The sequence below is a fragment of the Deltaproteobacteria bacterium genome, from assembly GCA_016208165.1.
Taxonomy (GTDB): domain Bacteria; phylum Desulfobacterota; class Desulfarculia; order JACQYL01; family JACQYL01; genus JACQYL01.
Genome location: JACQYL010000086.1, coordinates 1 through 22823, shown reverse-complemented (window position 1 = coordinate 22823; position 22823 = coordinate 1). Strand labels below are relative to the sequence as shown.

Sequence of the window (22823 nt, the reverse complement as noted above, 5' to 3'; positions counted from 1 at the left end):
CTCTTCCTTTTGTTCAGGGGTCCCGGTCGTTCGAAGTTAGAACTTGAAGAGTTTTTCGATGAGCTGGGATTTCATAATATCGCCTTCGATCTTGAGCTTTCCTGAAGTGAACGCGCTCATGGCGTTCAGACGCCCGGAGATCAACAGCAGAAAATCCTTATCCGCCATCTTTATCGTAGTGGTGGGACGTTCGTGCAGTCCCTCCGTAACAACGCAATGACCGTCTTTCACTCCGACGCGCCAGTTTCCTCCCTCCGGTCCTCCGATACGGTATTGAAACACCACGTCCACGCCGCCGGCCATTTCGGCACGGAAAGCGGCGGGCATTCGTTGAAAAACATCCTTCACGGTAATTTCCTGTTGGGCCGGCGATGGTTCCTTCTTGTCCTGCGGACCCGATAACGCTTCCAGCATGGGAGCAAATGCGGCCGTGAGATTCGGATACTCGGCGGCTCCGGAAAGATCGTTGATTTGGTCCCAGTGCTGATGGATCTCCTCGATCGTGGGAACACGGACGCCGTCGCCCAGCGCCACACCGCGGCCGGTAACGAATGCCGCACGATTGGCGTAACCCATTCCCGCATTGAAGATCATCCCGGTATCTTTACAGCGATCGGAGCACAGATACAGCACAAGAGGGGCCAAAAACTCGGGTTTGGCTTTTCGGAAGATATCCGGCGGAAACACGTCTTCCGACAGCCGGGTGGCGGCGACCGGAGCCACGGTATTCACTTTGACGTTGTATTTATCGCCTTCGAGTTTGAGCGTGTTCATGAAGCCGATCAGACCCATCTTGGCGGCGGAGTAGTTGCTTTGACCGAAATTCCCGTACAAACCCGCAGCCGACGAGGTAAAGATGATGCGTCCATACCCGTTTTCCCTCATGTTGATGAAGGCGGGTCGCGTCACGTTGTAAGCGCCCTGCAGGTGCACATCCACAACCGCTTTCCAGTTTTCGGGCTCGGTGTTGACGAGGGTTTTGTCCCTCAGGATGCCGGCATTGTTGATGACTACATCGACTCGCCCAAAGGTTTTCAGGGCCGCGTCCACAATGGCTTGCCCGCCCTCGGGCGTGGCCACGGAGTCGTAAATGGCTACGGCTTCTCCTCCCAGGGCCTCGATTTCCTCGACGACCTTGTCCGCAGCCGCCGAACCTGCGCCGGTGCCGTCCCGGGCCCCTCCGAGATCGTTGACCACCACTTTCGCGCCCCGCCCGGCCATTTCCAGGGCATACACCCGGCCGAGGCCCGAGCCCGCGCCGGTGACGACGGCTACGCGTCCATCAAAGCGAATGCCTTTCCTTTCTCCGGGCGCCGGCTTCTCCCCGGGAACGGGAACGGCTTTCCAGAAATAGCCCGTAAAGCCGCGTTCCCGATCGGAATAGCGTTTTCTGAAGGACATGGAAACCTTTTGTCCCACGTGTATGTCCGAGTGTTCGCAGTCCGTGAAATCGGCCATAAACCGACCGCCTCCCTCGAACTCGATCATTCCGTAAATGGCCGGAGGATTGATGGAAACGGCCAGAAGATCGCCGGTGAAACTCTTGACGCGAGCGATTACGTCGGCGAACCCGTAGGGTTCTTGAGTGTGAGGCCTCCGGCAATGAGGATTGACGCAGAGATCCATTTTCGGGAACTGGGGAGTGCCACACTCTTTGCACTTGCCTCCCACGAGGCCCAGGAGCATGTCGCGATTTCGCCAGGTGACGGTCATGGCGGTCTGAGTGGGGGCTTCAGCCCGGATTCCCATCTCGGTCTGAATCAGTCCCCGGAATTTGAGAAAACGCGTGTAGTTGTCCGTGGTTTGCTTGCGGGCTAGAGATCCCTTGATGCCGGAGCGTTTGGGAAGAGCCTCGATGGCGCCGGTTGTTTCGAACAGCAGCGCGTCGCAACCTTGCCCGAACCCTGCCACCAAAATGCGTTCACCCGGCCGGGCCTCTTCCAGGGCCCGGATCAGCATGATCAGAGGGTGGGCCGCGCCGGTGTCTCCGCAGACTTCGTGGAGGTTGTCCACGACCTTTTCAGGCGGAACGCCCAGCGAGCGGGCGATCTTTGCGTGCTCGGCCTTGAAAAAACAAGGGAATACGAGTCGGTCCACGTCGCTCATGGACAGGGACAATTTCTTGCACAACCCCTCGACGGTTCTGGGAATGATCTTGGAATAGCCTTCATCCCGAACCCAGCGCTCCTCCCACACGTAATCGAACGCATGGGTTGCGCCCCGGTAATGGTCCACAAAATCGACTGTCTCCGTGTGACCGCCGACAAATTCCGCGATGACATCATCCCCTTCGCCCACTAGAAGAGATGCAGCTCCGTCCCCGAACCACATTTCATAAAAATAGGCTGTTTTGGTCTGGCGCATGTCCGAAGCGCTCACCAGAACGTGGCTTTTATCTCCGCTCCGGACGGCCGACATGGCCTCCAGCAGCGCCGTTGTGCCGGCCCTGAGTGTGGAGGTGAAATCAGCGGCTGAAACCTCGTCCTTAAGGTTCAAGGCCGTTTTCAGGATGCCTGCGTTGAGACGATCCGCGAAGGGCAGGGTGGTCGAAGCCAGAAAAACACCGTCTACCGAGGTCCTGTCTTTTCCGGAGAGGCAATCCCTCGAGGCGGCGACCGCCATGCTCAGACCGTCTTCATCCCAATTACAGAAGGATCGTTCGCCCTGCGCCACCATAATGATGGCGGGAGCAAACCACCCCATGTTTTGTACGATACTCATTCGGTCGAGCCTGAATCGTGGAATATACCCGCCGTAGGATGTGATGCCGATCATGGTTTCTCCTCCCGTTGCGGATCAGAATTTAAAGATCTTTTCGATCAGTTGAGATTTCATGAGGTCACCGCTGATTTTGAGCTTTCCCGTGGTGTACGCATTCATTGCGTTCAGCTGACCCGCAATCAGTTTGACAAAGTCCGCATCCGCCATCTTTAAGGTGGTCGTGGGGCTCTGGTGCACGCCCTCGATGACCTTGCAGGCCTGATCTTTGACAACGGCGTGCCATTCTCCACCCTCGGGACCCGAAATGGAAAACTGAAATACCACGTCCACTCCCGCGGCCCGATCCGGGCGAAAAGCGCCCGCCATGCTTTCGAACACCTTCTTCACGGTGAGCTTCCCTGCGGATTCCGCCGTGTCTGTTTTCCCTTTTTCGCTAAAAGCAGTAATCATGGGCTCGAATGCGGCCATGGCATTAGGAAACTCGCGGGCGTCCTTGAGCGAAACGATGCGATCCCACTCGCCTTCAACCATCTCCGGAGTCGGGACTTTTTCACCGTCTCCCATGGCGGCTCCCGGACCGGTAGACAACGCCACACGGTTAAAATATCCCAAACCGGCATTGTAAATGGCCCCGGAAACCGTGCATCGATTCGAACACAGGTACAGGACCAGAGGAGCCACATATTCCGGTTTGGCCTTTTCAAAAAGGTCCGGGGGCATCACGTCTTGTGTGAGCCTGGTGGCCGCTACGGGGGCCACGGAATTCACTTTGACGTTGTATTTATCCCCTTCGAGCCTGAGGGTGTACATGAAGCCGACCAGCGCCATCTTTGCCGCGGAGTAGTTGGTCTGCCCGAAGTTCCCGTACAGGCCCGCCGCCGAGGTGGTAAAAACGATGCGCCCGTATCCGTTTTCCCGCATGCGGACGAAGGCCGGACGGGTCACGTTGTAAGCCCCATTGAGATGCACGTCCATCACCGCGCCCCAGTTTTCCGGCTCCATCTTGACCAGTGTCTTGTCGCGCAGGATACCCGCGTTATTGATCAGCACATCGATCCGTCCAAACGCGTTTACAGCCGTTTCAACCACGGCCCGGCCGCCCTCGGGAGTAGCGACCGAGTGGTGGCTGGCCACCGCCTCGCCGCCCATGGCCCGGATTTCCTCCACTACTTTGTCCGCGGGGGCGGCATCCGAACCGGATCCGTCTCTGGCCCCTCCGATATCGTTGACCACGACCTTAGCGCCGCGTTTGGCCAATTCCAACGCGTATATTCTTCCCAGGCCTGCGCCGGCCCCGGTGACAACGGCCACCTGACCTTCGAAGTTGATGCCTCCCAGCTTCTTCCGCCGCTCGATCTCCGCCGCTTCGGCCCACTCCACAATGCCCCGATCGATGACGGTTTCACCGTTCTCTGCATTCACGACTCTGAACAGCGCCTTTTGGTCGCTGATTTTCCAGATCCGGGTTCTTATGGGTACGTCCGGGTACAACGTGCGACTGAAACGGACACGGAAACGGGTCATCCGTTCGGGTTGTCCGGAAAAAAGGTGTTTGATCACAGCCCTGCAGGCAAAACCGTGGGTACACAATCCGTGCATGATGGGTTTCTCGAATCCGCTGGCTCGGGCGAAGTCGGGGTCTACATGGAGCTGGAAAATATCACCGGACAGGCGGTAGAGGAGCGGTTGGTTCGGGGAGGGCTCCGCCGGCTCCTCGAAATCGGGCGGGCGGTCCGGAAAGTCCGTGGGTTCCTCTGAACCCGGTTCACCCCCGAATCCGCCGTCTTTTCTGCAGAAGAGGGTGAAGATGTTGGTGAACAGTTTCCGACCGTCCGAGTGGAACGTGTCCGCTTCCGCTACCACCAGGGCGCCTTTCTCCTTCCCTTTGTCATACATGTGCGTTATGGCGCCTTCGGTGGTCAGGGTTCCTTCCACCGGAATGGGGTTGTGAAAGAGGATATCCTGTTCGCCATGCAGAATTCCGGTGAGGTCGGCGCCGGATTTCATACCCACTTCAGCTAGAAAGTCATAAATACCGGCAATCGAAAAACTTGGAATGACTTTCAGGCGATCCTCGTAAACGTATTCCAACTCATCAAAACCGGCCCCCACTCCAAGAGCATACAGGACGACGTCCTTCCAGTTGTATTGTTTGCTCATCGGGCCGATCTTTTCACCGATGGCGTCCAGATTCAGGGCCATCCCGGTTCCTCCCTTACGGTTAGAAGTGTTGGTTGAACTACGCTCAACTATTAGGGCGGACAGGAACCGTGCCATGTTCATGTCCGCTCACGGGGTGCTCTTGAAAACCCGCTCGAGGCGGGTTAACCTCCCATGACGTTCGAGCTGAACCCGTCCCGCTTGGTACGCTCCCCGGCGGCCGGTCACGGAGCCGAACCAGGTTTCCGGGGAACGTCGACGTATGTGGGGTTACGCTCGCTAACCCAATCTAATTTAAGCCTTTAACACACTTCTTCACTCTTCGTTGACGTTTGGGCGCCCGACTCGGGTGGAGTGTCGTCAGCGTGACCCGTCCTTGCCTCTGCCCGGTTCATTGCCCCGCGAACGCGGGAATCAGAACGAACTTTAGCGTCTCCTTCACCAGGGGGATGTATTCCTCCCGATTCAGATCGAGCATGGATCGGAAGAAGTCTTCACCGGATACGAAATTACAGTTGGCCATGGCCATGGCCAGCACCCGCATTTTGGTTGAAACGGAAACAACCCCGTGGGCGTCTGCAAGGCCCATGGATCGTGCAATGTCTACGAATAGTTCGGGGACGCGAGCGTCCAACTCCATTTCCAAACGGGTCTGACTGAAGTATCGGAAGAGAATTAGATTGGGGATCTCGGGGTGCTCGAAAAGGTAGTCCGTCATCAGTTCGATGGCTTTGGCCATGCGTTGGCGGAGAGGCCGGCCGTGAATGGCTTTTTCGACGGTCCTGAGCTGTTGGCGCAGGTCCTCGGTGACATCGGCGATCACTGCTTCGTAGAGGTCGCTTTTTTCACCCCAGTGGTAATAGAGAGTGGACACGTCTATGCCGACTGCCCGGGCGATGATCCGAGTGGTGGCGCCATGATAGCCGTAGCGGCCAAAGACGCGCCGCGCCTCCGAGAGTATCTTGGCCTTCATGGACTCGGGGTCCTTTCGGGCTTTTTCCATGGGTGTGGCCGTGACGGTGTCTCCCGATTTTGGTGTCCATCAATTGTTGGAAACTATATATCAGATGGTGCGCTGGATCTGTCAACCAAAAATGTCGCCTGCGTCATTCCGATCATTCGGGGTTGCTTCCCGGAGGATTCTTGGGACTATCGCTCGCGTTTCCCGGCGATAAACGCCTCCGTCCTTCGATAGGCTTCGTCGTCAGGAACCTGTTTGGGGGGATGCTTCATGAAGTAAGCTGAAGGAGAGATCAGCGCTCCGCCCGTGCCTCGGTCCAGGGCCAGTTTGCAGCAGCGAACGGCGTCAATGGCGACACCGGCGGAATTGGGAGAATCTTCAACCGAAAGCCTGAGTTCCAAGTTCATCGGTACGTCGCCGAACAGCTTTCCCTCCATCCGTAGAAAGCACACTTTGTTGTCCTTCTGCCAGGCAACCCAATCACTCGGACCGATGTGTATGTTTTCGAGATCCAGGGGTTGATTGAGGACGGACTGTACGGCTTCAGTTTTCGATGTCTTCTTGGATACGAGACGAACATGGTTGAGCATGTTCAGGAAATCCGTGTTTCCGCCGGTGTTGAGCTGATAGGTGCGTTCGAGCTTTACGCCCCTCTTCTCGAACAGGTTCGCCAGAGCACGATGGGTAATCGTGGCTCCGAGCTGGGCTTTGATATCGTCCCCGATGATGGGAATATTCTTTTCCCTGAAGCGTCGGGCCCAGCCCGGATCGCTGGCAATGAACACGGGCATGTTGTTCACCATGGCTACGCTGGAGTTCAGGGCGCAGCCGGCGTAAAACCTCGTCGCTTCCTCTGAACCGACGGGGAGATAATTCGCCAGAATCTCGGCTCCCGAATCTTTTAAAATCCGGACGACTTCCGTTTCCGTTGGCTCCCGTTCGTCCGCCAGGACAAAGGTATATTTGGGATCGTACTCTTTCATGTGCTCTGAAAAGCCGTCTAGAATCCGACCCATGTGTACGATGGCGCCGGTTTTCGGCACATCGGAACAAAACACCGTAGTACAGTTGGGCGGCTCAAAAATAGCTTCGGAAACATCTTTGCCGACCTTACGGCGGTCCACATCGAACGCCGCGACCACTTCAATGTCCGATGGCCTGTAGCCGCCGATCTCCCAGTGCATGAGGCCTACGGCATCTTCGCCCCGCTTTTTTGAGTAATAAGCGATACCTTGAATCAATGAGCTAGCGCAGTTTCCGACACCGACAATTGCGATCCTGATTTTGGACACGAGCACCTCCGCCGCTTCAAATCGAAATCTGCTTTCAAACTGTCGCAGCCGTCTACCCAATTCATGGAGGAATCTCAGTACAGTCCCGTCCAGCGACGTTCTATTCGAGTTAAAAGTGTTAAATCGATGTTTCAAAATAGCGTCCAACCCCGTCAATGTCAACGCTCGGAAGCGGAACGGAGCACGAGATCGGGGATGGTTTCAAGAAGGATGCCGAACCTATTTCCTGCCGGCAGGGCGGAGATACGCTGCCCGAGAAGACCCCCCGGATCTCGACACTCATGGAGAGAGCGCTCCTCAAACACCAGTTAGGAAATGAGGATGTGAGGCATTTTTCTGACCGCGTATTCACCAGGAAATGAAATAGCTGCAAGATAGGGGGGGCGCATGGGTTGAACGGCGGGGCATGCGTGGATATTATAATAACGTAAAGCGGATCTACCTGAGTTGTTGAAGCATTCGCAGGGGCTTATGCCGTTATTATAGAGGGTTGATATTCTGAGAATGCCGGGTCCGGCGATGAGCACGAAGTGTCGGACGGACCAACCGTAGCGCTGGAAGCGAGGGCGGAATCATGCAAGATAAAGCAAAGGCTATGGTGATAGCTTCGTTCGCAGGCGACTCGCTGGCCCTGGGTGCGCATTGGATTTATGACACCCAGATGATTGAAGCCGAATTCGGTCGTATCGAAGGATTGCTTGATGCGGTTCCGAATTCCTACCATGCCACGAAACGGCGGGGCGCCTTTACTCATTACGGCGATCAAACGATGGTGCTTCTCGAGTCCTTGGCTGCACGGAAGCGATTTGATCTTTCCGATTTTTCCGAACGTTGGCGTGCGCTTTTCAGAGAGTACAATGGGTATTTGGACAAGGCTACAAAAGCAACCATGATGAATTTCGATTCCGGGGCAGGCCCCGCGACGTCGGGCTCTTCTTCCACCGATCTTGCAGGAGCGGGACGCATAGCTCCACTGGTATATGCTTTGAGAAGCGATCCGGAGGGACTCGTCGAGTCCGCCCGAGCTCAGACCAGAATGACGCACAATAATCCCCTTGTAATCGACAGCGCGGAGTTCTTTGCCAGGGTGGTCCGGAAGGTGCTCGATGGCGGTTCCCCGGTGTCGGTCATTCGGGAGGTCGCCGGCGAGCCTTTCAAGGATGCCCCGATCGCGGAATGGGTTTCAGATGGACTTGGCTCCGTCAACCGGGAAAGCGCGCCGGCAATCGGCCGTTTCGGACAGAGCTGCCACACGGCTCAAGCTTTCCCGAGCGTTATCCACCTGATCGCTAAGTATGAAAGTAATCTCAAGGATGCTCTGATCGAAAACGTGATGGCTGGAGGCGATTCCGCCGCCCGCGGCATGATCGAGGGTATGGTATTGGGCGCCTGGCTCGGAGCGGAAGGCATACCCGAAGAATGGATCAGCGGTCTTGTAGAGGGTGCGAAAATCGAATCCCTCCTGGATGAGGTTTAGGAATTGTGGAAAGCCCGGTTCGTTTGAGGTGCTTATGAATATTTCGCTCGCTTTCCCTCCCTTTTATCTCGAGTCCTTGTACAATCTACCGCCGCTGGGGCTGATAAACCTCGCTACCTCGGTGAACGAGACTCGACACAAGGTGCATGTGACGGACTTTGTCCTACAGCTACGCGTGGGCGAACTTCGTATGGGAAAAGAGATCTATGACCGATGCGCATCCATGATCCTGAATGACGATCCCGACGTCGTAGGATTCTCGGCGCAAAGCACCACCTATCCTGCCGTGATTCAAATTGCCCGGCGTATCAAGTCGAGGAATAAGCGGATTCATATTGTCGTGGGCGGACATACGGCCTCCTTCATCGATGTTCAGACGCTCGAACGTTACCCTTGGATCGATTCGGTCATACGCGGGGAGGGAGAAGTCACCTTTCCGGAATGGATATCCGCCATCGAGGAGCAAAAAGGAAGAAAGGACGTGGCCGGGGTTACGTTCCGGGACGGCAGCGAGATTCTACGCACCGAAGATCGGCCGTTAATCGCCGATCTGAACGAGCTGCCTCTTCCTCGATATGATCGTCTCCCGTCCTTTTCCGTATACAGAGATGCCTGCGAACTCCCGAGGAGTATTGCCATCCTCGAGGTCGGGCGGGGATGCCCCCACCGTTGTGTCTATTGCTCCGAGTCCGTCATGTGGCGCAGGCAGACGCGACGCTTTTCCGTGGAACGCCTCATTCAGGAGATGGGATACCTCCATAGGGAATTCGGCGCCGAGTGTTTCTTGCTGGCGTATGACCAGTTTACCGCTTCAAGGGCGTTCGTAACGGACTTTTGCCGGGCGATGATTCGGGAAAAGTTGAATAATCTGCCCTGGTACTGCATCTCCAGGCTCGACAGTGTGGACGCGGAATTGCTCGAGTTGATGCGTGAAGCGGGATGCGAATCCATGTGTTACGGCATCGATTCCGGATCCAAACGCACCCTCGCCTTTATTCGAAAGAACATTGATGAGGGCATCTTGTATCAACGCGTCCTCGAGACCACGGACCGGGGAATCGTTCCCACCCTCAGCTATGTGATCGGATTTCCCGAAGAGCGCGAGGAAGATGTCGACGACACCTTGAATCTGGCTCTGAGGACCGGCATCCTGGGAAATGTGAACACGCTTCTTCAGATGCCTACCGTACTTCCGGGAACGGATCTTCACCGTACATACCTCGACCGTTTGGTGCGGGAAGTGGACACCTATTTTGCTCTAGGCCTGGAATTTGACGATGGCCGACGACTGGAATCCGATGACGATCTGATCAATTCCGACCGGGAGATCTACAGCGCATTCTACAATGTTCCGAACATGGGGCGAAGTCTGAGCGAATTGGCTTTGATTACGGAGTACTTCCCATTAATGGTGAATCTGTATCCGAAGACTTTTTTTCTACTGACCCTTGACATCGGCAAATCCCCGTCTGATGTTTTCCTCGAATGGTTGGCCTGGCTCGGAGCGAAATCGCCGCAGGGAAAACTCACGTGCAGTGCTCGAGACTGTTACGAGCGGTTTTCCTCGTTTGTCGGACATCTTCGGATATCGGGCCCACATGCTTTTCGGAACCATCTCTCGGACGTACTCAGGTACGAAACCTGCGGGCTGGAAGTGGGGAAACTCAAATCCGTAGAAACGAACTTTCACATAGACCAGCACCGGATACGGGAATTTAAACCGTTGCGCTCAAAGGCATTCCTGCTGGAAACCTTTGACTACCCGGTTCCTGAAATCGTCCGGGACATGAGGTCCTCAAAGTTTTTTGAACAATACCCTTTGGAACGCACGCTTCTGGTCTTTCAGCAGAAAGACGAGCGGCTCGAAGTGACGGAAATCAACGATTTCGGCAGAGACTTTCTGAATCTGTGCAGTGGAGAAGAAAGTCTTACTCACATCGCGGAGCAGTTGTATCCGCGCTATGGGAATGCGATGAGTCCGAAGGAGTTCTTCGGTGAATGCGTTGATGCTGTTCAGGCCTTGGGGAGCATGAGTTTGCTCCGGCCTGAACCGTCGGAATACTAGCTGCGAAAGGAGGTGAACCTATGCTGAAGATGAAGAAAGTGGAAAGCAAGGCTTCCTATGCGGCCGGCTGCCACGCTCCGTCGTGTCACGCCCCGTCGTGTCATGCTCCGGCGTGCCACGCTCCGGCTTGTCATGCTCCCGCGTGTCATGCTCCTGCCTGCCACGGCCCGGCCTGATTGGGAGCGTTTTGAGTAACAGAAACAGCCGGGTGATCTTTCTAGATCTCCCGGTATTTTCTTATGCCGGAGGACACGTATACCCCGTTCCGTACAAGGTGCTCGCACGAGTGTTTCCGATTTCTTGAGGGACCGCAGCCTTCAAATGCATTCGGCTTTGGTATTCAACTGTGCGTTTTCATTGCGCGGTACATTCGTGCGACTAAAGCCAAGTCCATCTTACCGGGAATGTCTCCGTTCTAACGGGAGACTGTCCTGGAAAGGAGCCTCCACTTGCCGAAGCGACTGACGTCGCTGCTGCCGGCGGCTGTTCTCGGCATCCTTCTTTCGAGCGGCAGCCTCTATGGGGAACCGCCTTCCGGGGCCTATTCCTCCGGCCGGATCGACAATCCCTCTACTCCATCCGTCACCCGTTCCGATGAGAAGGGTACGATACCTCTGTACGGATATCGAATCGTGAACAGGTATCCTCATGATCCCGAAGCGTTCACCCAAGGGCTTATGATTGCGGACGGTTACCTCTATGAGAGTACGGGTCTGTGGGGCGCCTCGACCGTGCGCAAAGTGCGGCTGCAAACGGGCGAGGTGGTTGCTTCGGTCCGGCTCGACCCTACGTTGTTCGGGGAAGGGCTCACGGAGTGGAGCAACGTTCTGATCCAACTCACCTGGAGGGCAGGGAGGGCCCTGATGTATGACAGAAATGATCTGAACGTGCTGGGTGAGTTCAAATATGAAGGTGAAGGATGGGGCATCACTAAGTGGGGATCGTTCCTTATCATGAGCAATGGGTCTTCAGAGCTTCGATTTCTCGATCCATCCACGTTCACCGTCGTGCGTCGAGTGCGGGTGCGGGACGGTAATGCGCCGGTCGATCTCCTGAACGAATTGGAAACCGTTGAGAGCGAGTTGTTCGCCAACGTTTGGGGAAGCGATTGGATTGCAATAATCTCACCCGAAGGTGGGCTTGTTGTCGGCTGGGTGGACCTGTCCGGTCTCAGACGGGAGATTCGCGGCGAACGCCGCGCGGACGTTCTCAACGGTATTGCCTATGACCCTGACGGAGGCAGAATCTACGTCACGGGAAAGCTCTGGCCGGAGCTATTCGAGATCGAACTGGTCCCCCGCGCCGCCCATTCCGGCCCATCTCCAACATCCGTCAAGAGCGTCAACAGTAAAAAACAATGAGAACAGCTCCGTACGCCCGCGGTAAATCTAAAAGAGGCGAGCAACCATTCGGTGTCCCACATCCTTTCAACCCTGGTTTGGAATCGAAAAACCTGGACAAATCGTTCGGGGGCATCGCTTCGATGAGGGAATCCCTATCCGCTCTCTTTTGAGGGACAAAAAAGCGTTTTTCGGGGCGAGATCTTTGGGAAAGAATGCATCCGTAAAAGATCAGTCTTCGAGGTAACCCCGGATAGCGATTTGGGCTGTTTCATCCAGCTCGATAAAACGGACGCCGAATTCGTGCAGCGACGTATGCAGCGTCTCGATCCAGACGACTTTGCCGACAAACTGGAGTAGCTCATCGTTGGGTGCGAGTCTGAACTCGACATTGAGGCCTTCCCCCAATTTCGGAGGAGCATCTTTGGTTCTCACACGGATACCGCCGGAGGAGATGTTCAGCAGTTCGCCCTGAAAGGGGCGAGTTCCCTGACGAGAAGAAACCGCTGCGAATCGGACACCGGGGAAAGATCTCTTCCGTTCGCAAAACCTTCGGTCTATAGAAAACGAAAACCTTGCCCCGCATTCCTCGCATTTGACTGCAATGGTGCCGCTTTTCGCGTGACGTTCGCGGATGACGACCTCGGACCCGCACGTAGGGCATTTCGAACGGTATTCTGGGTAAGGAATCGTATCGTCCATGTCTTCGAAGGAACTCCTGTGGCTGAAGTTCGTCCCTTTGTACTCTTCTCCCGTGGATGGCGTAAAACCAGCGATAGAAGAACTCTAACGATGCTCTCGCCCGACCAGGCATCGATTTTTCAGGAAAACGGCTTCCCTTCCGAATCGTTGCGCCCGAATCTCAGACTGCTGTCAGGGCAAGACACCCATCTTTATATATTAGAGGAACAGGAGCGAAAGCAAGCCCTAAATCTTCAAAAGGGCATATGCGAATCTATTCAAACCCACCTAAATCCCATCCCGAACAACCCGACAGCGATCGGCTGTTCCTCGGACTTTGTACTCAATCGAAAAGGCGGGAGTAGAAACGAACCCAGTTGACGCCCATGATGTCCCGCACCGCGTCCGGAGAGTAGCCTAATCCGAAGAGCCGCTCTGCAACAACCGGAATCTTCGATATGTCCTCGAGACCCAGGTTGATTACGTCAAAGCCTCCGAAATCCGTTCCGATTCCCAGATGACTCGCGCCGTGGCGCTGGACGAACCAGTCCACTTGGCGGATAACGTCCTCGATTCCGGCCCGGGCGTCCCTGGATAGCATTTCCGGATTTATGCTCATGCCGATCATTCCATCGCGTTCGAGGAGGATCTTTGTCTGTTGCGCCGTCAGGTTCCGGGGCGAGTCACAGAAAAAACGGAACCCCGTGTGGGAGGATAACAGCGGTCCTTCGAAAAGGTCCACGGCCTCGAGGAAGCACGGCTCGGACAAATGAGCCACATCCAGGGCAAACCCTTTGCGTCCCAGTTCCTCCAGCAATCTCTTACCCGCGGGCTTCAGACCCCGGGGTGCGGCAACCGCGTTGCCGTCTCCGAGCCGGTTTGATCCCGCATGTGTCAGACCCACCGCCTTGACGCCGTTCCCCGCCAATGTCTCGATGCTGAAATCCACCAGAGCGTCGGCGTTTTCCAAAAGAAAGAACGTCCCCGGTGGACCGTCGCCCGAGTAGGAGTTCTCTAAATCCTTCCGGGTGCGGATCCGTTGCACTCCATTGAGATAGGTACGCGCATAATGGAACAGATCCTCGAGATACGCCTTCGCGATCCCGGGCCCGTTGTGGATGTCCGGACAGTAAAGGGCGGTCACAAACGCGACCACCCGAGCCGCCTGCAACTTGTCCAGGGTGACGTGTCCGTCCCCGCAATCCGGGAACGGAGTCCTCGGGTATCGTCGCATAAGATCATACACGAGGTCAACGTGGCCGTCTACGCACGGTATGGATCGGTTCAATTCGTTCAATTCAGCGGGTTGCCTTGAGAAAGCAACTTCGAATCAGTTCAAAGTGGTTTCGGTGATTACGGATTTTCCACCAAACGGTCCCTCGTCCTTCGACATTCCAAGCAGGCAACAGCATCTTCCGCCCACCTTCCACCAGGTTGGAGATGTTGTCTATGCCGAATCCGGCGAAGGGGCCCTCGGTGAGTCCTCCGAGCCACTCTTTCGTTTCAGCGATATCCTGCGACCAGGAAAAGGGGTCTGAAAACAGAAACTGAGATTGCGTAATTCCTGCAACGCGATTGATTTCTTTCAGATGGGCCAGGGGCCTCGAGAGTTTGTCCACCAGATTCAGGGAGGTAACGATGGAAAAGCGATTTGATTTGAAGGGAAGGGCTTGAGCGTCGGCTACCAAGAACTCGACTTTGTTGGAATCCCATGTTTCCGGGAGAAGGAATCCGCGTTGACGTCGGATGAGCCCCTCTTCGATCAGATCGAACTCGCCCGCCCTGTTCTTCATCAGGGCTCTTGCCGAGCGGACAAAGGTCGTCGAGTAGTCCACTCCCACCGCGAACTCGCATTTTCGGCTGAGTTCGAAGGTGAATCGGCCGGTTGCGCAACCCGTATCAAGGGCTGTCCCCGAATCGGGCGCAACGAGAGATGACCAATCCCCGTAAGCGGTGTGCGCATCGGCGTCACCCAGGAGGTCCGAAAAGTGACTCCACAGGTAAGAGGAGAGCACCTCCGGATTCTCGTATTTCGAGGAATTCGATCTTACCGTGGGCGACTTCGAGGACACCAGATGGGCTACCCCTTGGATGATGGGATATGACGCGCCACAGGCCGGGCACGTCAATGCGCCCGTTTCTATGTCTCCATCGGTTTCATCCACCGCACCGCAATCGAGACGAATCTCGTTTGGGAGGCAGGCCGGGCAAACGATGAAATCAATGACCTTACGCTTCATACGATCTTTTCGTTCCTTTTGGGTGCGGCGCGTGCCCGCCGGCTCGAATTTTCCGCCACTCTCTACGACCATACCTCCGATTGTCGGCGCATTCAACAGGGAAAGCGTTCAGGTTGAAGCTCCGGGAAAACATACGGCGTTCAGGACTTGACGGAGCGTGGATTCACGCGTATAGAATAGTGCAGATTCGATCCATGAATCGGAACACGGTGCAACTCCGTGGCGGTCCCGCCGCTGTAACCGGTGACGATTCCCACAGAGCCACTGCCCTGTATGCAAGCGGGGTGGGAAGGGTGGGAGGAGGCTGAACCGGAAGCCAGAAGACGCATGGATCGACGACATGGGGTCACTTGAGGCAAGAGTATCCCCTATTCCTCGCACTGGGAATAGGGGATTTTTGTTTGTTTGTCGGGAGTGCGTTCCCGCGGAATGCGATTCCCGTTCTCCAACCAACTTTCAGGGGGATCTGATGCGTGCCGCAGTGCTTGAAAAACCGGGGCGAATTCAGATGAAGGAACTTCCCGATCCGGAGTGCCCGCCTGGAGGTCTATTGGTTCGGGTCACGCACGCCGGCTTCTGCGCCTCTGATTTGAAAATGTGGCGGGTGGGACATAAGGATCTTCGTCCGCCAAGAGTGTTGGGGCACGAATTGTCAGGATTTGTGGTCGAATCCGGGACGGACCTTTGGCCCAAGGAGCCGGCTGAGCGAGTGGCCCTTTGGCCCGGCATCCCTTGCTGCAGCTGTCCGGCCTGCTTGCGTCGGCAGCCGCATTTATGCTCGAACATTCAGGTCATGGGCTTTCACAGAGACGGCGGATTTGGAGAGTTGGTGGCCGTGCCGGAAAACACGCTTTCCGTTGGCGGCGTGCGGCGGCTGCCCGAAAGGCTAACAAGCGCGGTCGCCACGTTGGGCGAGCCGCTGGCTTGTTGCCTGAACGCCCAGTCCAAAATTGGCGTGGGACCGGGAGACCGGGTGCTCGTTTTTGGCGCAGGCGTTTTGGGAAGATTACATGAAAGGCTGGCCAGGGCAAAAGGGGCCACCAGGGTCGTCCTTGTCGATACGGATCCGAAGCGGGCCGATGACCCGAAGAGCGCCATCGTCGCCGACCCGAATTCCGAGGGTTGGATGGACGAGGTACGAAACAGATTAGGCGGCGGAGCCGATGCGGTGATTCCGGCATGCTCGGATCCTGTGGCGTTAGAATGGGGTTTTTCTCTACTCGATCGGGGAGGACGCATTGCGTTCTTTTCCGGCTTAGGATCCAGGGGCTCTTTCCACCTTCCCGAGCATGATCGGATCCACTACCAAGAGTGGCTTGTGGCCGGAGTCTACGGCTGCTCGCCGATGCACTTCCACGAAGCACTGACCCTGCTCGCCGAAGGAAGCATAGACGTAAGCGATCTGCTTACCCACAGCGTATCGCTGAAAGAGATGGAACTCGGTTTCCAACTCATGGAAGAGAAAAGATCCTTGAAGGTGATCCTGACACACGGGGGATCGCATGACACGGATCTAGGTGACTGAATCATTCCCGGGCTATCCCGGAGGATTGGAGGGTTCATATGAACGAGCAATCATTGAGAGAATTCGGCAAAATCATTGGGGACCTAGTTCAAGGAAAACACCTGTCGCGATCGTTGAGCCGTGAATGCTACCGGCAGATCTTGCTCAATCTGCAGCCTGAACTTCAGCAGGGAGCTTTCCTGGCGGCCCACATGGCCAAGGGCGCGACGGTGGAAGAAATCGCCGGCGCGTGGGAAGCGGTGAATCTGTACGACACGCAAGTCATTCAACCGAATATTCCGGAACCGGCCTGTGACATTGTGGGCACCGGTTCGGATGCGCTCAAAACGGTTAACGTATCCAGCCCGGTGGCCCCGGTTGTCTCGGCCTGCGGCATATACGTCGCCAAAAAAGGCGCTCAGCGAGTCACCGGTGTCTCGGGTGCTTCGGACATTTACCAGGAGTTGGGAGTAGACCTCGGTAGTCCCCTCGAGTTGGCCCGGTCCTCCCTCGAGAAGAACCGCGTATGCTATCTGCCGGGCGAGGCTTTCCTCAAATCCGGCTGGGCTCGGCTGATCCAGAGCATGCGGTTCACTTCCCCCTTCAATGTGATCGGTCCTCTGACCATGCCGTGCAAGGCCACGGACACGCTATTATTGGGCGTATATTCCAAAGCGCTGGCCTCCGAGATGATCGCTATATGCAAAGAAATCGGAATGGAACGGGCCCTGGCCTATTACGGCCAAAGTGATGAACATCCCGAAGAGCTCGGTATCGATGAAATTTCCGTGTGCGGAAAAACGCACTGTGTCGAACTCAAGGGGGGAACTGTGAACGAATACACGCTGCGCCCGGAAGATTTCGGTGTGAAACCAAGCCGGTACGAGACTATAGCGACTCGGGAAAGCGCACGGGATAATGCGGTGGCGGCGCTTGGCGTGCTGAGCGGAAAAGCGGACACTCCTTTGGCGGATTTTTACGCCGTCAACGCGGCTGTTGCGCTCTGGCTTATGGATCGGTCCCCGGATTTGAAATCAGCCACCGACCGCGCCCGCGAGGCCATGGCGGACGGCAGCGCCCTGGAAGCCCTGAGAGGACTTGTTTCGACTCAGAACCGCTTCCCCGAAAAAGGGCTGGAGCGCTTGGAAATGATGGTACGGGAGGCGAATTAGGGTCCAAACTCGGCGTCATCGCAGGGTGACAATGGGACCATTTTCCGCTGTGCGGGGTCTGAGTGCGCTTCCTATCTCGATTTCGGTGTCAGGGCGCATTGCAGAGTCTGGAACCGCCCTGCCGTCAGGTATGCAAATCCAGGTTAAAGCGGACCCATTTGAACTTCCGTTGAACTTCCGGGGAAACGCGCGCTCCAATACGGGCCATGAAGAGGTTTTCAGGTCGGAGGCATACATTGGGTTCGTTGGTGGGATAAGGTTTGAACTGAAACCGGGCGAACAGGTTCATGAGTATGTTGCGGTATTCCATGGCGGTTTTGCCAACGCCATCCAGATCCCAGGTCCAGGAATAACCCACCATGTAAACAATGCGATCTTCGATGTTGGGATGATCCATCAGGAGAGAAAGAAGTTTCCTTGCAACGCCGCCGGATCGCCATTCCCGACTCACCTCGATGACCGACACTTCCAGCATCACATCGTCTCCGACGCGATGCCAGCGTTCCCCGGACGGAGGGGGCTCCATGACGCCCACGCCAACGATATCGTTTCCGGGCTCGTGCACGATGACCACGTTGGCGCCGGGTTTGGCGGCGGCTCCGACGAGCCTTTTCAGGCTCGAGATGATGGGTTGGTAGCTTGCGAATTTCTTGAAACTATCGGGAAAGCGCAGGGCCGCTATTTCTTCGGATCCGCAAAAGGACCGAACGATCAGCTGTCCCTGCGGAACGTTCCAAACGGCGCTCTTCGAGGGGAACTCCGGCATAAGAAAAGGTTCTAAAAGTCACTCCATTCGGTGTGGAGATGCTTCACCATGATCTGGTAGTCGTGATAACGGCCGTCCTGATCCTGAACAAAATTTCTCAAGACGCACTCCTTCGTGAAATCCAGTTTGTAGGCCGCGTCAATGGCAGAGTCCTCCAAGCCCACGACAAAATCGGATCGAAGCCGTTCGATGCCTGCATCCATGGCCCTTCGGATCAAATCCAACAACATCCAGGTGCCGAGCCGTTTTCTCCGCACTTCGGGAGCCACCATAATTCGTAAATGGCCAACGTGCTTCAGACCTCCGAAGACGTGGCGCACCAAAGTCGCGTGGGCTACGACCCGGCTGTTCACCCAGGCCAGAATGGAGAATACCCGTTCGATATCCAGGTCCATGACCCATTTCCGAATCACAACGGGATCCGCACCGTCTTCTTTCATGAACCACCGGTCCTCGAGTGGAATCTGTGAGTAGAAGCGGAGCAATGCATCCCCGTCCCCTGCCTCGAGGGGTTTCAGGATCGCGTCCGTACCATCCTTCAGCACAAGCTCTTTTGGATATCGAAGTTGCATAAGGCGTTGTTCCTCCAAATGGTTGAATGCTATCCCAGGCGGGATAGGATGTCAACGGTATGAAGGTCGAACCGGAATGAAACGGCCAATGGGGAAACTTTCCCCATTGGCCGTTGCGCGCACGGACGCCGATCAAGGGATTGCCGAAAATCGGACATGAGATATCCCCGTGTCCGAATCGGCGGACGAAAAGAGGTGTTTCGCCTTCTCCGATGCGGCGGATAAACGCCGGGAGCCGTGGAGGGAAACAAGACATCGGATACGAGTTCTCGGGTTGATCGAAAAGAACGGGATGGAGTTCAGGAATAGAAATGACGTCCCCTACCGGATCGATGAAGTGACCGGAATAGGTATCCACTACGGTTCCGTCATCAGGGGCTGAAGCCTGAAACCGGCGGCCTCAAGCCGAAATCCGCCGGCGCAGACGGTTCTGTCCGGTGGAGGTCCGGCGTCTATCAACTGGAACTGATATTCCTGTCCGGGGTGCGTTCGCTGTTTTCCCAGTACGCTCTGAAAAGATCCTCACCGTCTGTGAGCCGTTCCATATCGTGGCCACAGGAAGTACATTTGACGGTGTGGTCGTCCAGACCGGCTATTCTGCTTTCACTGAGACTGCAATTCATACATGCGTATTCGTAGATCGGCATCGAAACTCCTTTCCTCAACAGAGTTCAGTTAGGCGTTGGCAAAGTTATAAGCAACTGGCGTGCCATAGACTGGGTTTGCATGCGAAATCGTTGATGGAATCGCGGCGCCTTTTGTTTCGACGCCTCTGTCCTCGGCTTAACTACCTGATGAAATGTATAAAAAGAGAAACTTCAACAGATCTTTCCAAGAAAATGCTCGACAACAAAACCGAAATGAAGTCCCGGCCTTCGAATCCATTACGGCATGCATTCACACATCTGCGGAGGGGCTTTCTTAGCTACATGACCTATAGGTAGGTCCTGAGGCGACGGTACGTTCTTCTGCGCGGCGAAGCAGCAGGGGGAAAAGATTCGGAGGTAAAGGTAAAATAGTAATAACAGCAGTATGTTAACTTAGTCACATATCCTCTTGTTGCTCCTTGGCCAAATCCGTCCGCCCGGCGTGGAGTCGCCGGTTCCAGCATCAGTTCATTTTCGGGACCGCACGAGGAGAGGGTGATCTCGGGGTGCGGTCTTTGGACCATGGGTTCAATATTCCTCGATCATGGGGAATAATTTCACATTGTTCCCACGTGAATTTTCCACCGCTTCAATTCCTCCAGAACCGGATAGTTCGTGAGATCATATTGTATGGGCGTGATCGAGATTTTCCCCTGGTCCAACGCCTCACGGTCCGATCCACCGTTCTCGTCAAGGACAGGCGAGCCGCCTGCTTGCCAGTAGTACACATTACCGCGAGGATCCACTCTCCGGTCGAACCGCTCGCTGCACCTGGAACTCCCGTGCCGGGTTGCGGTGACGCCTCCAATCCGGGAAAGCGGGATAGCCGGGACGTTGATGTTGAGAGCCGTCGAGGGAGGGAATGGTCTTTCGGATATCTGGTGAACAAACCCTTTGATAAAGGCAACCGCCGGCTCAAAGTCGGGATCTGAAAACGTATCCAATGAAACGGCCATGGAAGGAACGCCCAGGATGGCGCCTTCGGTGGCTGCGGAAACCGTGCCTGAGTATAAAGCGTCGATGCCCACGTTCGCGCCTAGGTTTATTCCGCTGATGATCAGGTCGGGTGGTGCGGACAGCACTTCCGCCACGCCTATTTTGACGCAGTCCGCCGGTGTTCCCGTTACCGCCAGCCCTCGGATCCCGCTGCAGAGCGATATTGATTTGACCCGGATGGGCTGAAGCAGTGTGATGGCGTGGCCAACGGCGCTCTGTTCCTGCTCCGGAGCAATGACCGAGAGCTCGTGCTCTCCCCTCAGACCCTCCACCAGAGCCAATAGGCCGGGCGCATGGATCCCGTCATCGTTGGTAAGAAGAATGTGCATGGTGGCCTCTCGTTGGAAATGCCGAACTTTCGGCGCGTGGTCTGTCCGCCTCGTCGGTGCGATCAGCTGCGATCCTTGAACAGCGTCGCGCCCAGGTTAAGCTAAGAAAGGGGGGAGGATTTGTCAAATGCTTCAGGTGTGATCCGGCGGAGTCTGCCTATGTTCCTCCGAAAGACCGGAGGCGTTGAGGCAGGGACAATATCATTGACAAACGAATCCCGATTCTCCTACAAACAGATCATTTCTTATGAGAGGGTACTATCATGCGAGAGATTTTTTGTGACGAGATCATTTCCACTGTAAAGCGCCTGTTCATGGAAGCCAACACCCGACTCGGCGACGACATGATGGCCGTGTTCCAGCGTTCCACGGAAACGGAAGAGTCCCCTGTTGGGAAGGAGATCCTCGGACAGCTTATCGAAAATGCCAATCTTTCCAGGGAAACCGGTGTTCCCATCTGCCAGGATACCGGACTGGCTGTTGTTTTTCTCGAGATGGGACAGGACGTTCGGATCGTCGGGGGCAACCTGATCGAAGCGGTGAACGAAGGAGTCCGGCAAGGGTACAAGGAAGGGTATCTCAGGAAATCCGTGTGCCATCCTTTTACGCGAGCCAACACCGGAGACAATACGCCCGCGGTGGTGTACGTGGATCCGGTTCCGGGGGACCGGCTCAAGATCATCGCGGTACCTAAAGGCGGCGGAAGCGAGAATATGAGTCGGTTATTCATGCTGCCTCCTTCTTCGGGAAAAGCGGGGGTATTGGACAAGATACTCGAAACCGTGAGAGATGCGGGACCCAATCCATGTCCACCGACGATTATCGGCGTGGGAATAGGGGGAACGTTCGAGCAGTCGGCGCTCCAGGCGAAAAAAGCGCTTCTGCGGCCTGTTGGTTCCACCAACCCGGACCCGGAATTGGACACGCTCGAAAGGGAATGGCTTGTTGAAATCAACAAGCTGGGCATCGGTCCGCAGGGACTGGGAGGACGAACGACGAGTCTGGCGTTACATATCCGAATGCTGCCCTGTCATATCGCGAGCCTACCTGTGGCGATCAATGTGCAATGCCACGCCGCCAGGCACAAGGAGTCCATCCTGTAGGAAGACTCGGGCAGCCGCGATCCACAATCACACGGAAGACAACATCCTTTTAGGAGAAGGATACGATCATGACGCAGATGATTCGAATGACTCCCCCTTTGGCCAAGGAAGACGTGATTCGCCTGAACATCGGCGACAAAGTACTGCTGAGCGGGGTTATCTATACGGCGCGGGACGCCGCGCACAAACGCCTGTATGACTTGATCCAAAAAGGAGAGGAGTTGCCGATCATGCTGGAAGGCCAGGTGATCTACTATGTGGGTCCTTCTCCGGCGCTTCCCGGAAGGGCCATTGGCGCAGCGGGTCCGACCACCAGCTATCGAATGGACCCTTACGCTCCCACGCTCATAGCCAACGGGCTCAGGGCCATGATCGGCAAGGGAAAGCGTTCTAAGGAAGTGATCGAGGCCATGAAGAAACACAGCGCCGTTTACCTTGCAGCGGTTGGGGGGGCGGGAGCCCTCATGTCTCAGAGTATTCTCGAGGCGAAAATCGTGGCCTACCCGGAGCTGGGACCCGAAGCCGTGTGGAGATTTGTGGTCAAGGATTTCCCGGCCATTGTGGTTAACGATGTGAAGGGAAACGATCTCTATATGGAAGGTGTGAAACAATATCAAAGGACATAAAGGGAGGCCCTCTTGGTACTCGATAAGAGATTGGGAAGGTCGAATCGCGCCGATGTATATGTGGATTTGCTGGCGTCGGCGAGCGGCCTTTTTTTGGCGTCGTTTGTGTGGATACACATGTTGTTCGTATCCACGATATTGCTGGGCGGCACGATATTCAATTATGTGCCG

Annotated in this window: 20 protein-coding genes and 1 riboswitch; of the genes, 9 read left to right on the top strand and 11 right to left on the bottom strand. The window is 55.8% G+C overall.

Annotation, left to right across the window (positions count from 1 at the left end; translation table 11 throughout):
- Positions 1-36: 36 nt before the first annotated feature.
- The 4 genes from HY788_16855 to HY788_16840 all read right to left on the bottom strand — a co-directional run bounded on the left by HY788_16855 (position 37) and on the right by HY788_16840 (position 7134).
- Complete coding sequence (locus HY788_16855) at positions 37-2775, bottom strand: SDR family NAD(P)-dependent oxidoreductase (GenBank protein ID MBI4775814.1); 2739 nt, start codon at positions 2773-2775, stop codon at positions 37-39.
- Positions 2776-2796: 21 nt separating this feature from the next.
- Positions 2797-4923 carry an SDR family NAD(P)-dependent oxidoreductase gene (locus HY788_16850; protein MBI4775813.1) on the bottom strand — a complete coding sequence of 709 codons (2127 nt, stop codon included), beginning with the start codon at positions 4921-4923 and terminating at the stop codon, positions 2797-2799.
- A 349-nt stretch (positions 4924-5272) separates the two neighbouring features.
- Positions 5273-5854, bottom strand: coding sequence for a TetR/AcrR family transcriptional regulator (locus tag HY788_16845; GenBank protein MBI4775812.1), 582 nt, complete (start codon positions 5852-5854; stop codon positions 5273-5275).
- 176 nt (positions 5855-6030) lie between these two features.
- On the bottom strand, positions 6031-7134 hold the full coding sequence (locus HY788_16840) for an inositol-3-phosphate synthase (protein ID MBI4775811.1): 1104 nt from the start codon (positions 7132-7134) through the stop codon (positions 6031-6033).
- 574 nt (positions 7135-7708) lie between these two features.
- Here HY788_16840 and HY788_16835 point away from each other — a divergent pair.
- The 4 genes from HY788_16835 (at position 7709) to HY788_16820 (ending at position 12037) form a co-directional block, all read left to right on the top strand.
- Entirely contained in the window at positions 7709-8611 is a 903-nt protein-coding gene (locus HY788_16835) for an ADP-ribosylglycohydrolase family protein (GenBank protein MBI4775810.1), read from the top strand.
- Between the two features lie 34 nt (positions 8612-8645).
- Positions 8646-10676 carry a B12-binding domain-containing radical SAM protein gene (locus HY788_16830; GenBank protein ID MBI4775809.1) on the top strand — a complete coding sequence of 677 codons (2031 nt, stop codon included), beginning with the start codon at positions 8646-8648 and terminating at the stop codon, positions 10674-10676.
- 20 nt (positions 10677-10696) lie between these two features.
- On the top strand, positions 10697-10852 hold the full coding sequence (locus HY788_16825) for a hypothetical protein (GenBank protein ID MBI4775808.1): 156 nt from the start codon (positions 10697-10699) through the stop codon (positions 10850-10852).
- 381 nt (positions 10853-11233) lie between these two features.
- Positions 11234-12037, top strand: coding sequence for a glutaminyl-peptide cyclotransferase (locus HY788_16820; GenBank protein MBI4775807.1), 804 nt, complete (start codon positions 11234-11236; stop codon positions 12035-12037).
- Between the two features lie 210 nt (positions 12038-12247).
- Here HY788_16820 and HY788_16815 read toward each other — a convergent pair whose 3' ends face one another.
- The 3 genes from HY788_16815 to HY788_16805 all read right to left on the bottom strand — a co-directional run bounded on the left by HY788_16815 (position 12248) and on the right by HY788_16805 (position 14937).
- A complete protein-coding gene (locus HY788_16815; GenBank protein MBI4775806.1) occupies positions 12248-12718 on the bottom strand; it encodes a PilZ domain-containing protein in 471 nt (156 codons plus the stop codon).
- A 322-nt stretch (positions 12719-13040) separates the two neighbouring features.
- A complete protein-coding gene (locus tag HY788_16810) occupies positions 13041-13994 on the bottom strand; it encodes a membrane dipeptidase (protein ID MBI4775805.1) in 954 nt (317 codons plus the stop codon).
- A gap of 1 nt (position 13995) precedes the next feature.
- Positions 13996-14937, bottom strand: coding sequence for a methyltransferase domain-containing protein (locus HY788_16805; protein ID MBI4775804.1), 942 nt, complete (start codon positions 14935-14937; stop codon positions 13996-13998).
- Positions 14938-15099: 162 nt separating this feature from the next.
- Positions 15100-15283: riboswitch (cobalamin riboswitch) on the top strand.
- A 123-nt stretch (positions 15284-15406) separates the two neighbouring features.
- Here HY788_16805 and HY788_16800 point away from each other — a divergent pair.
- Both HY788_16800 and trpD read left to right on the top strand, forming a co-directional pair.
- On the top strand, positions 15407-16462 hold the full coding sequence (locus HY788_16800; protein MBI4775803.1) for an alcohol dehydrogenase catalytic domain-containing protein: 1056 nt from the start codon (positions 15407-15409) through the stop codon (positions 16460-16462).
- A 38-nt stretch (positions 16463-16500) separates the two neighbouring features.
- Positions 16501-17613 carry an anthranilate phosphoribosyltransferase gene (trpD, locus tag HY788_16795; protein ID MBI4775802.1) on the top strand — a complete coding sequence of 371 codons (1113 nt, stop codon included), beginning with the start codon at positions 16501-16503 and terminating at the stop codon, positions 17611-17613.
- 124 nt (positions 17614-17737) lie between these two features.
- Here trpD and HY788_16790 read toward each other — a convergent pair whose 3' ends face one another.
- A complete protein-coding gene (locus HY788_16790; GenBank protein ID MBI4775801.1) occupies positions 17738-18379 on the bottom strand; it encodes an N-acetyltransferase in 642 nt (213 codons plus the stop codon).
- Positions 18380-18390: 11 nt separating this feature from the next.
- Positions 18391-18951, bottom strand: coding sequence for a GNAT family N-acetyltransferase (locus HY788_16785; protein MBI4775800.1), 561 nt, complete (start codon positions 18949-18951; stop codon positions 18391-18393).
- A 169-nt stretch (positions 18952-19120) separates the two neighbouring features.
- Between HY788_16785 and HY788_16780 the strand changes: the two genes are divergently transcribed.
- Positions 19121-19333, top strand: a complete 213-nt coding sequence (locus HY788_16780; GenBank protein MBI4775799.1) for a hypothetical protein — start codon at positions 19121-19123, stop codon at positions 19331-19333.
- Positions 19334-19406: 73 nt separating this feature from the next.
- Here the strand turns inward: HY788_16780 and HY788_16775 are convergent, their stop codons facing one another.
- Both HY788_16775 and surE read right to left on the bottom strand, forming a co-directional pair.
- Entirely contained in the window at positions 19407-19598 is a 192-nt protein-coding gene (locus HY788_16775; protein MBI4775798.1) for a zinc ribbon domain-containing protein, read from the bottom strand.
- 557 nt (positions 19599-20155) lie between these two features.
- Entirely contained in the window at positions 20156-20923 is a 768-nt protein-coding gene (surE, locus tag HY788_16770) for a 5'/3'-nucleotidase SurE (GenBank protein ID MBI4775797.1), read from the bottom strand.
- Positions 20924-21186: 263 nt separating this feature from the next.
- Here surE and HY788_16765 point away from each other — a divergent pair, with 263 nt between their 5' ends.
- The gene (locus HY788_16765) at positions 21187-22026 is read left to right on the top strand and encodes a fumarate hydratase (protein ID MBI4775796.1); all 840 of its coding nucleotides are present in this window, start codon (positions 21187-21189) and stop codon (positions 22024-22026) included.
- A gap of 68 nt (positions 22027-22094) precedes the next feature.
- Positions 22095-22652, top strand: coding sequence for a Fe-S-containing hydro-lyase (locus tag HY788_16760; GenBank protein ID MBI4775795.1), 558 nt, complete (start codon positions 22095-22097; stop codon positions 22650-22652).
- Positions 22653-22823 lie beyond the last annotated feature (171 nt).

Excerpts from the sequence above, each read along its gene's own strand:
- HY788_16805 (MBI4775804.1), bottom strand. The coding sequence starts at position 14,937 with ATGAAGCGTAAGGTCATTGATTTCATCGTTTGCCCGGCCTGCCTCCCA.
- HY788_16775 (MBI4775798.1), bottom strand. The coding sequence starts at position 19,598 with ATGCCGATCTACGAATACGCATGTATGAATTGCAGTCTCAGTGAAAGC.
- HY788_16800 (MBI4775803.1), top strand. The coding sequence starts at position 15,407 with ATGCGTGCCGCAGTGCTTGAAAAACCGGGGCGAATTCAGATGAAGGAA.
- HY788_16825 (MBI4775808.1), top strand. The coding sequence starts at position 10,697 with ATGCTGAAGATGAAGAAAGTGGAAAGCAAGGCTTCCTATGCGGCCGGC.
- HY788_16830 (MBI4775809.1), top strand. The coding sequence starts at position 8,646 with ATGAATATTTCGCTCGCTTTCCCTCCCTTTTATCTCGAGTCCTTGTAC.
- HY788_16760 (MBI4775795.1), top strand. The coding sequence starts at position 22,095 with ATGACGCAGATGATTCGAATGACTCCCCCTTTGGCCAAGGAAGACGTG.
- HY788_16790 (MBI4775801.1), bottom strand. The coding sequence starts at position 18,379 with ATGCCGGAGTTCCCCTCGAAGAGCGCCGTTTGGAACGTTCCGCAGGGA.
- HY788_16815 (MBI4775806.1), bottom strand. The coding sequence starts at position 12,718 with ATGGACGATACGATTCCTTACCCAGAATACCGTTCGAAATGCCCTACG.
- trpD (MBI4775802.1), top strand. The coding sequence starts at position 16,501 with ATGAACGAGCAATCATTGAGAGAATTCGGCAAAATCATTGGGGACCTA.
- HY788_16845 (MBI4775812.1), bottom strand. The coding sequence starts at position 5,854 with ATGAAGGCCAAGATACTCTCGGAGGCGCGGCGCGTCTTTGGCCGCTAC.
- HY788_16785 (MBI4775800.1), bottom strand. The coding sequence starts at position 18,951 with ATGCAACTTCGATATCCAAAAGAGCTTGTGCTGAAGGATGGTACGGAC.
- HY788_16850 (MBI4775813.1), bottom strand. The coding sequence starts at position 4,923 with ATGGCCCTGAATCTGGACGCCATCGGTGAAAAGATCGGCCCGATGAGC.
- HY788_16855 (MBI4775814.1), bottom strand. The coding sequence starts at position 2,775 with ATGATCGGCATCACATCCTACGGCGGGTATATTCCACGATTCAGGCTC.
- HY788_16765 (MBI4775796.1), top strand. The coding sequence starts at position 21,187 with ATGCGAGAGATTTTTTGTGACGAGATCATTTCCACTGTAAAGCGCCTG.
- surE (MBI4775797.1), bottom strand. The coding sequence starts at position 20,923 with ATGCACATTCTTCTTACCAACGATGACGGGATCCATGCGCCCGGCCTA.
- HY788_16835 (MBI4775810.1), top strand. The coding sequence starts at position 7,709 with ATGCAAGATAAAGCAAAGGCTATGGTGATAGCTTCGTTCGCAGGCGAC.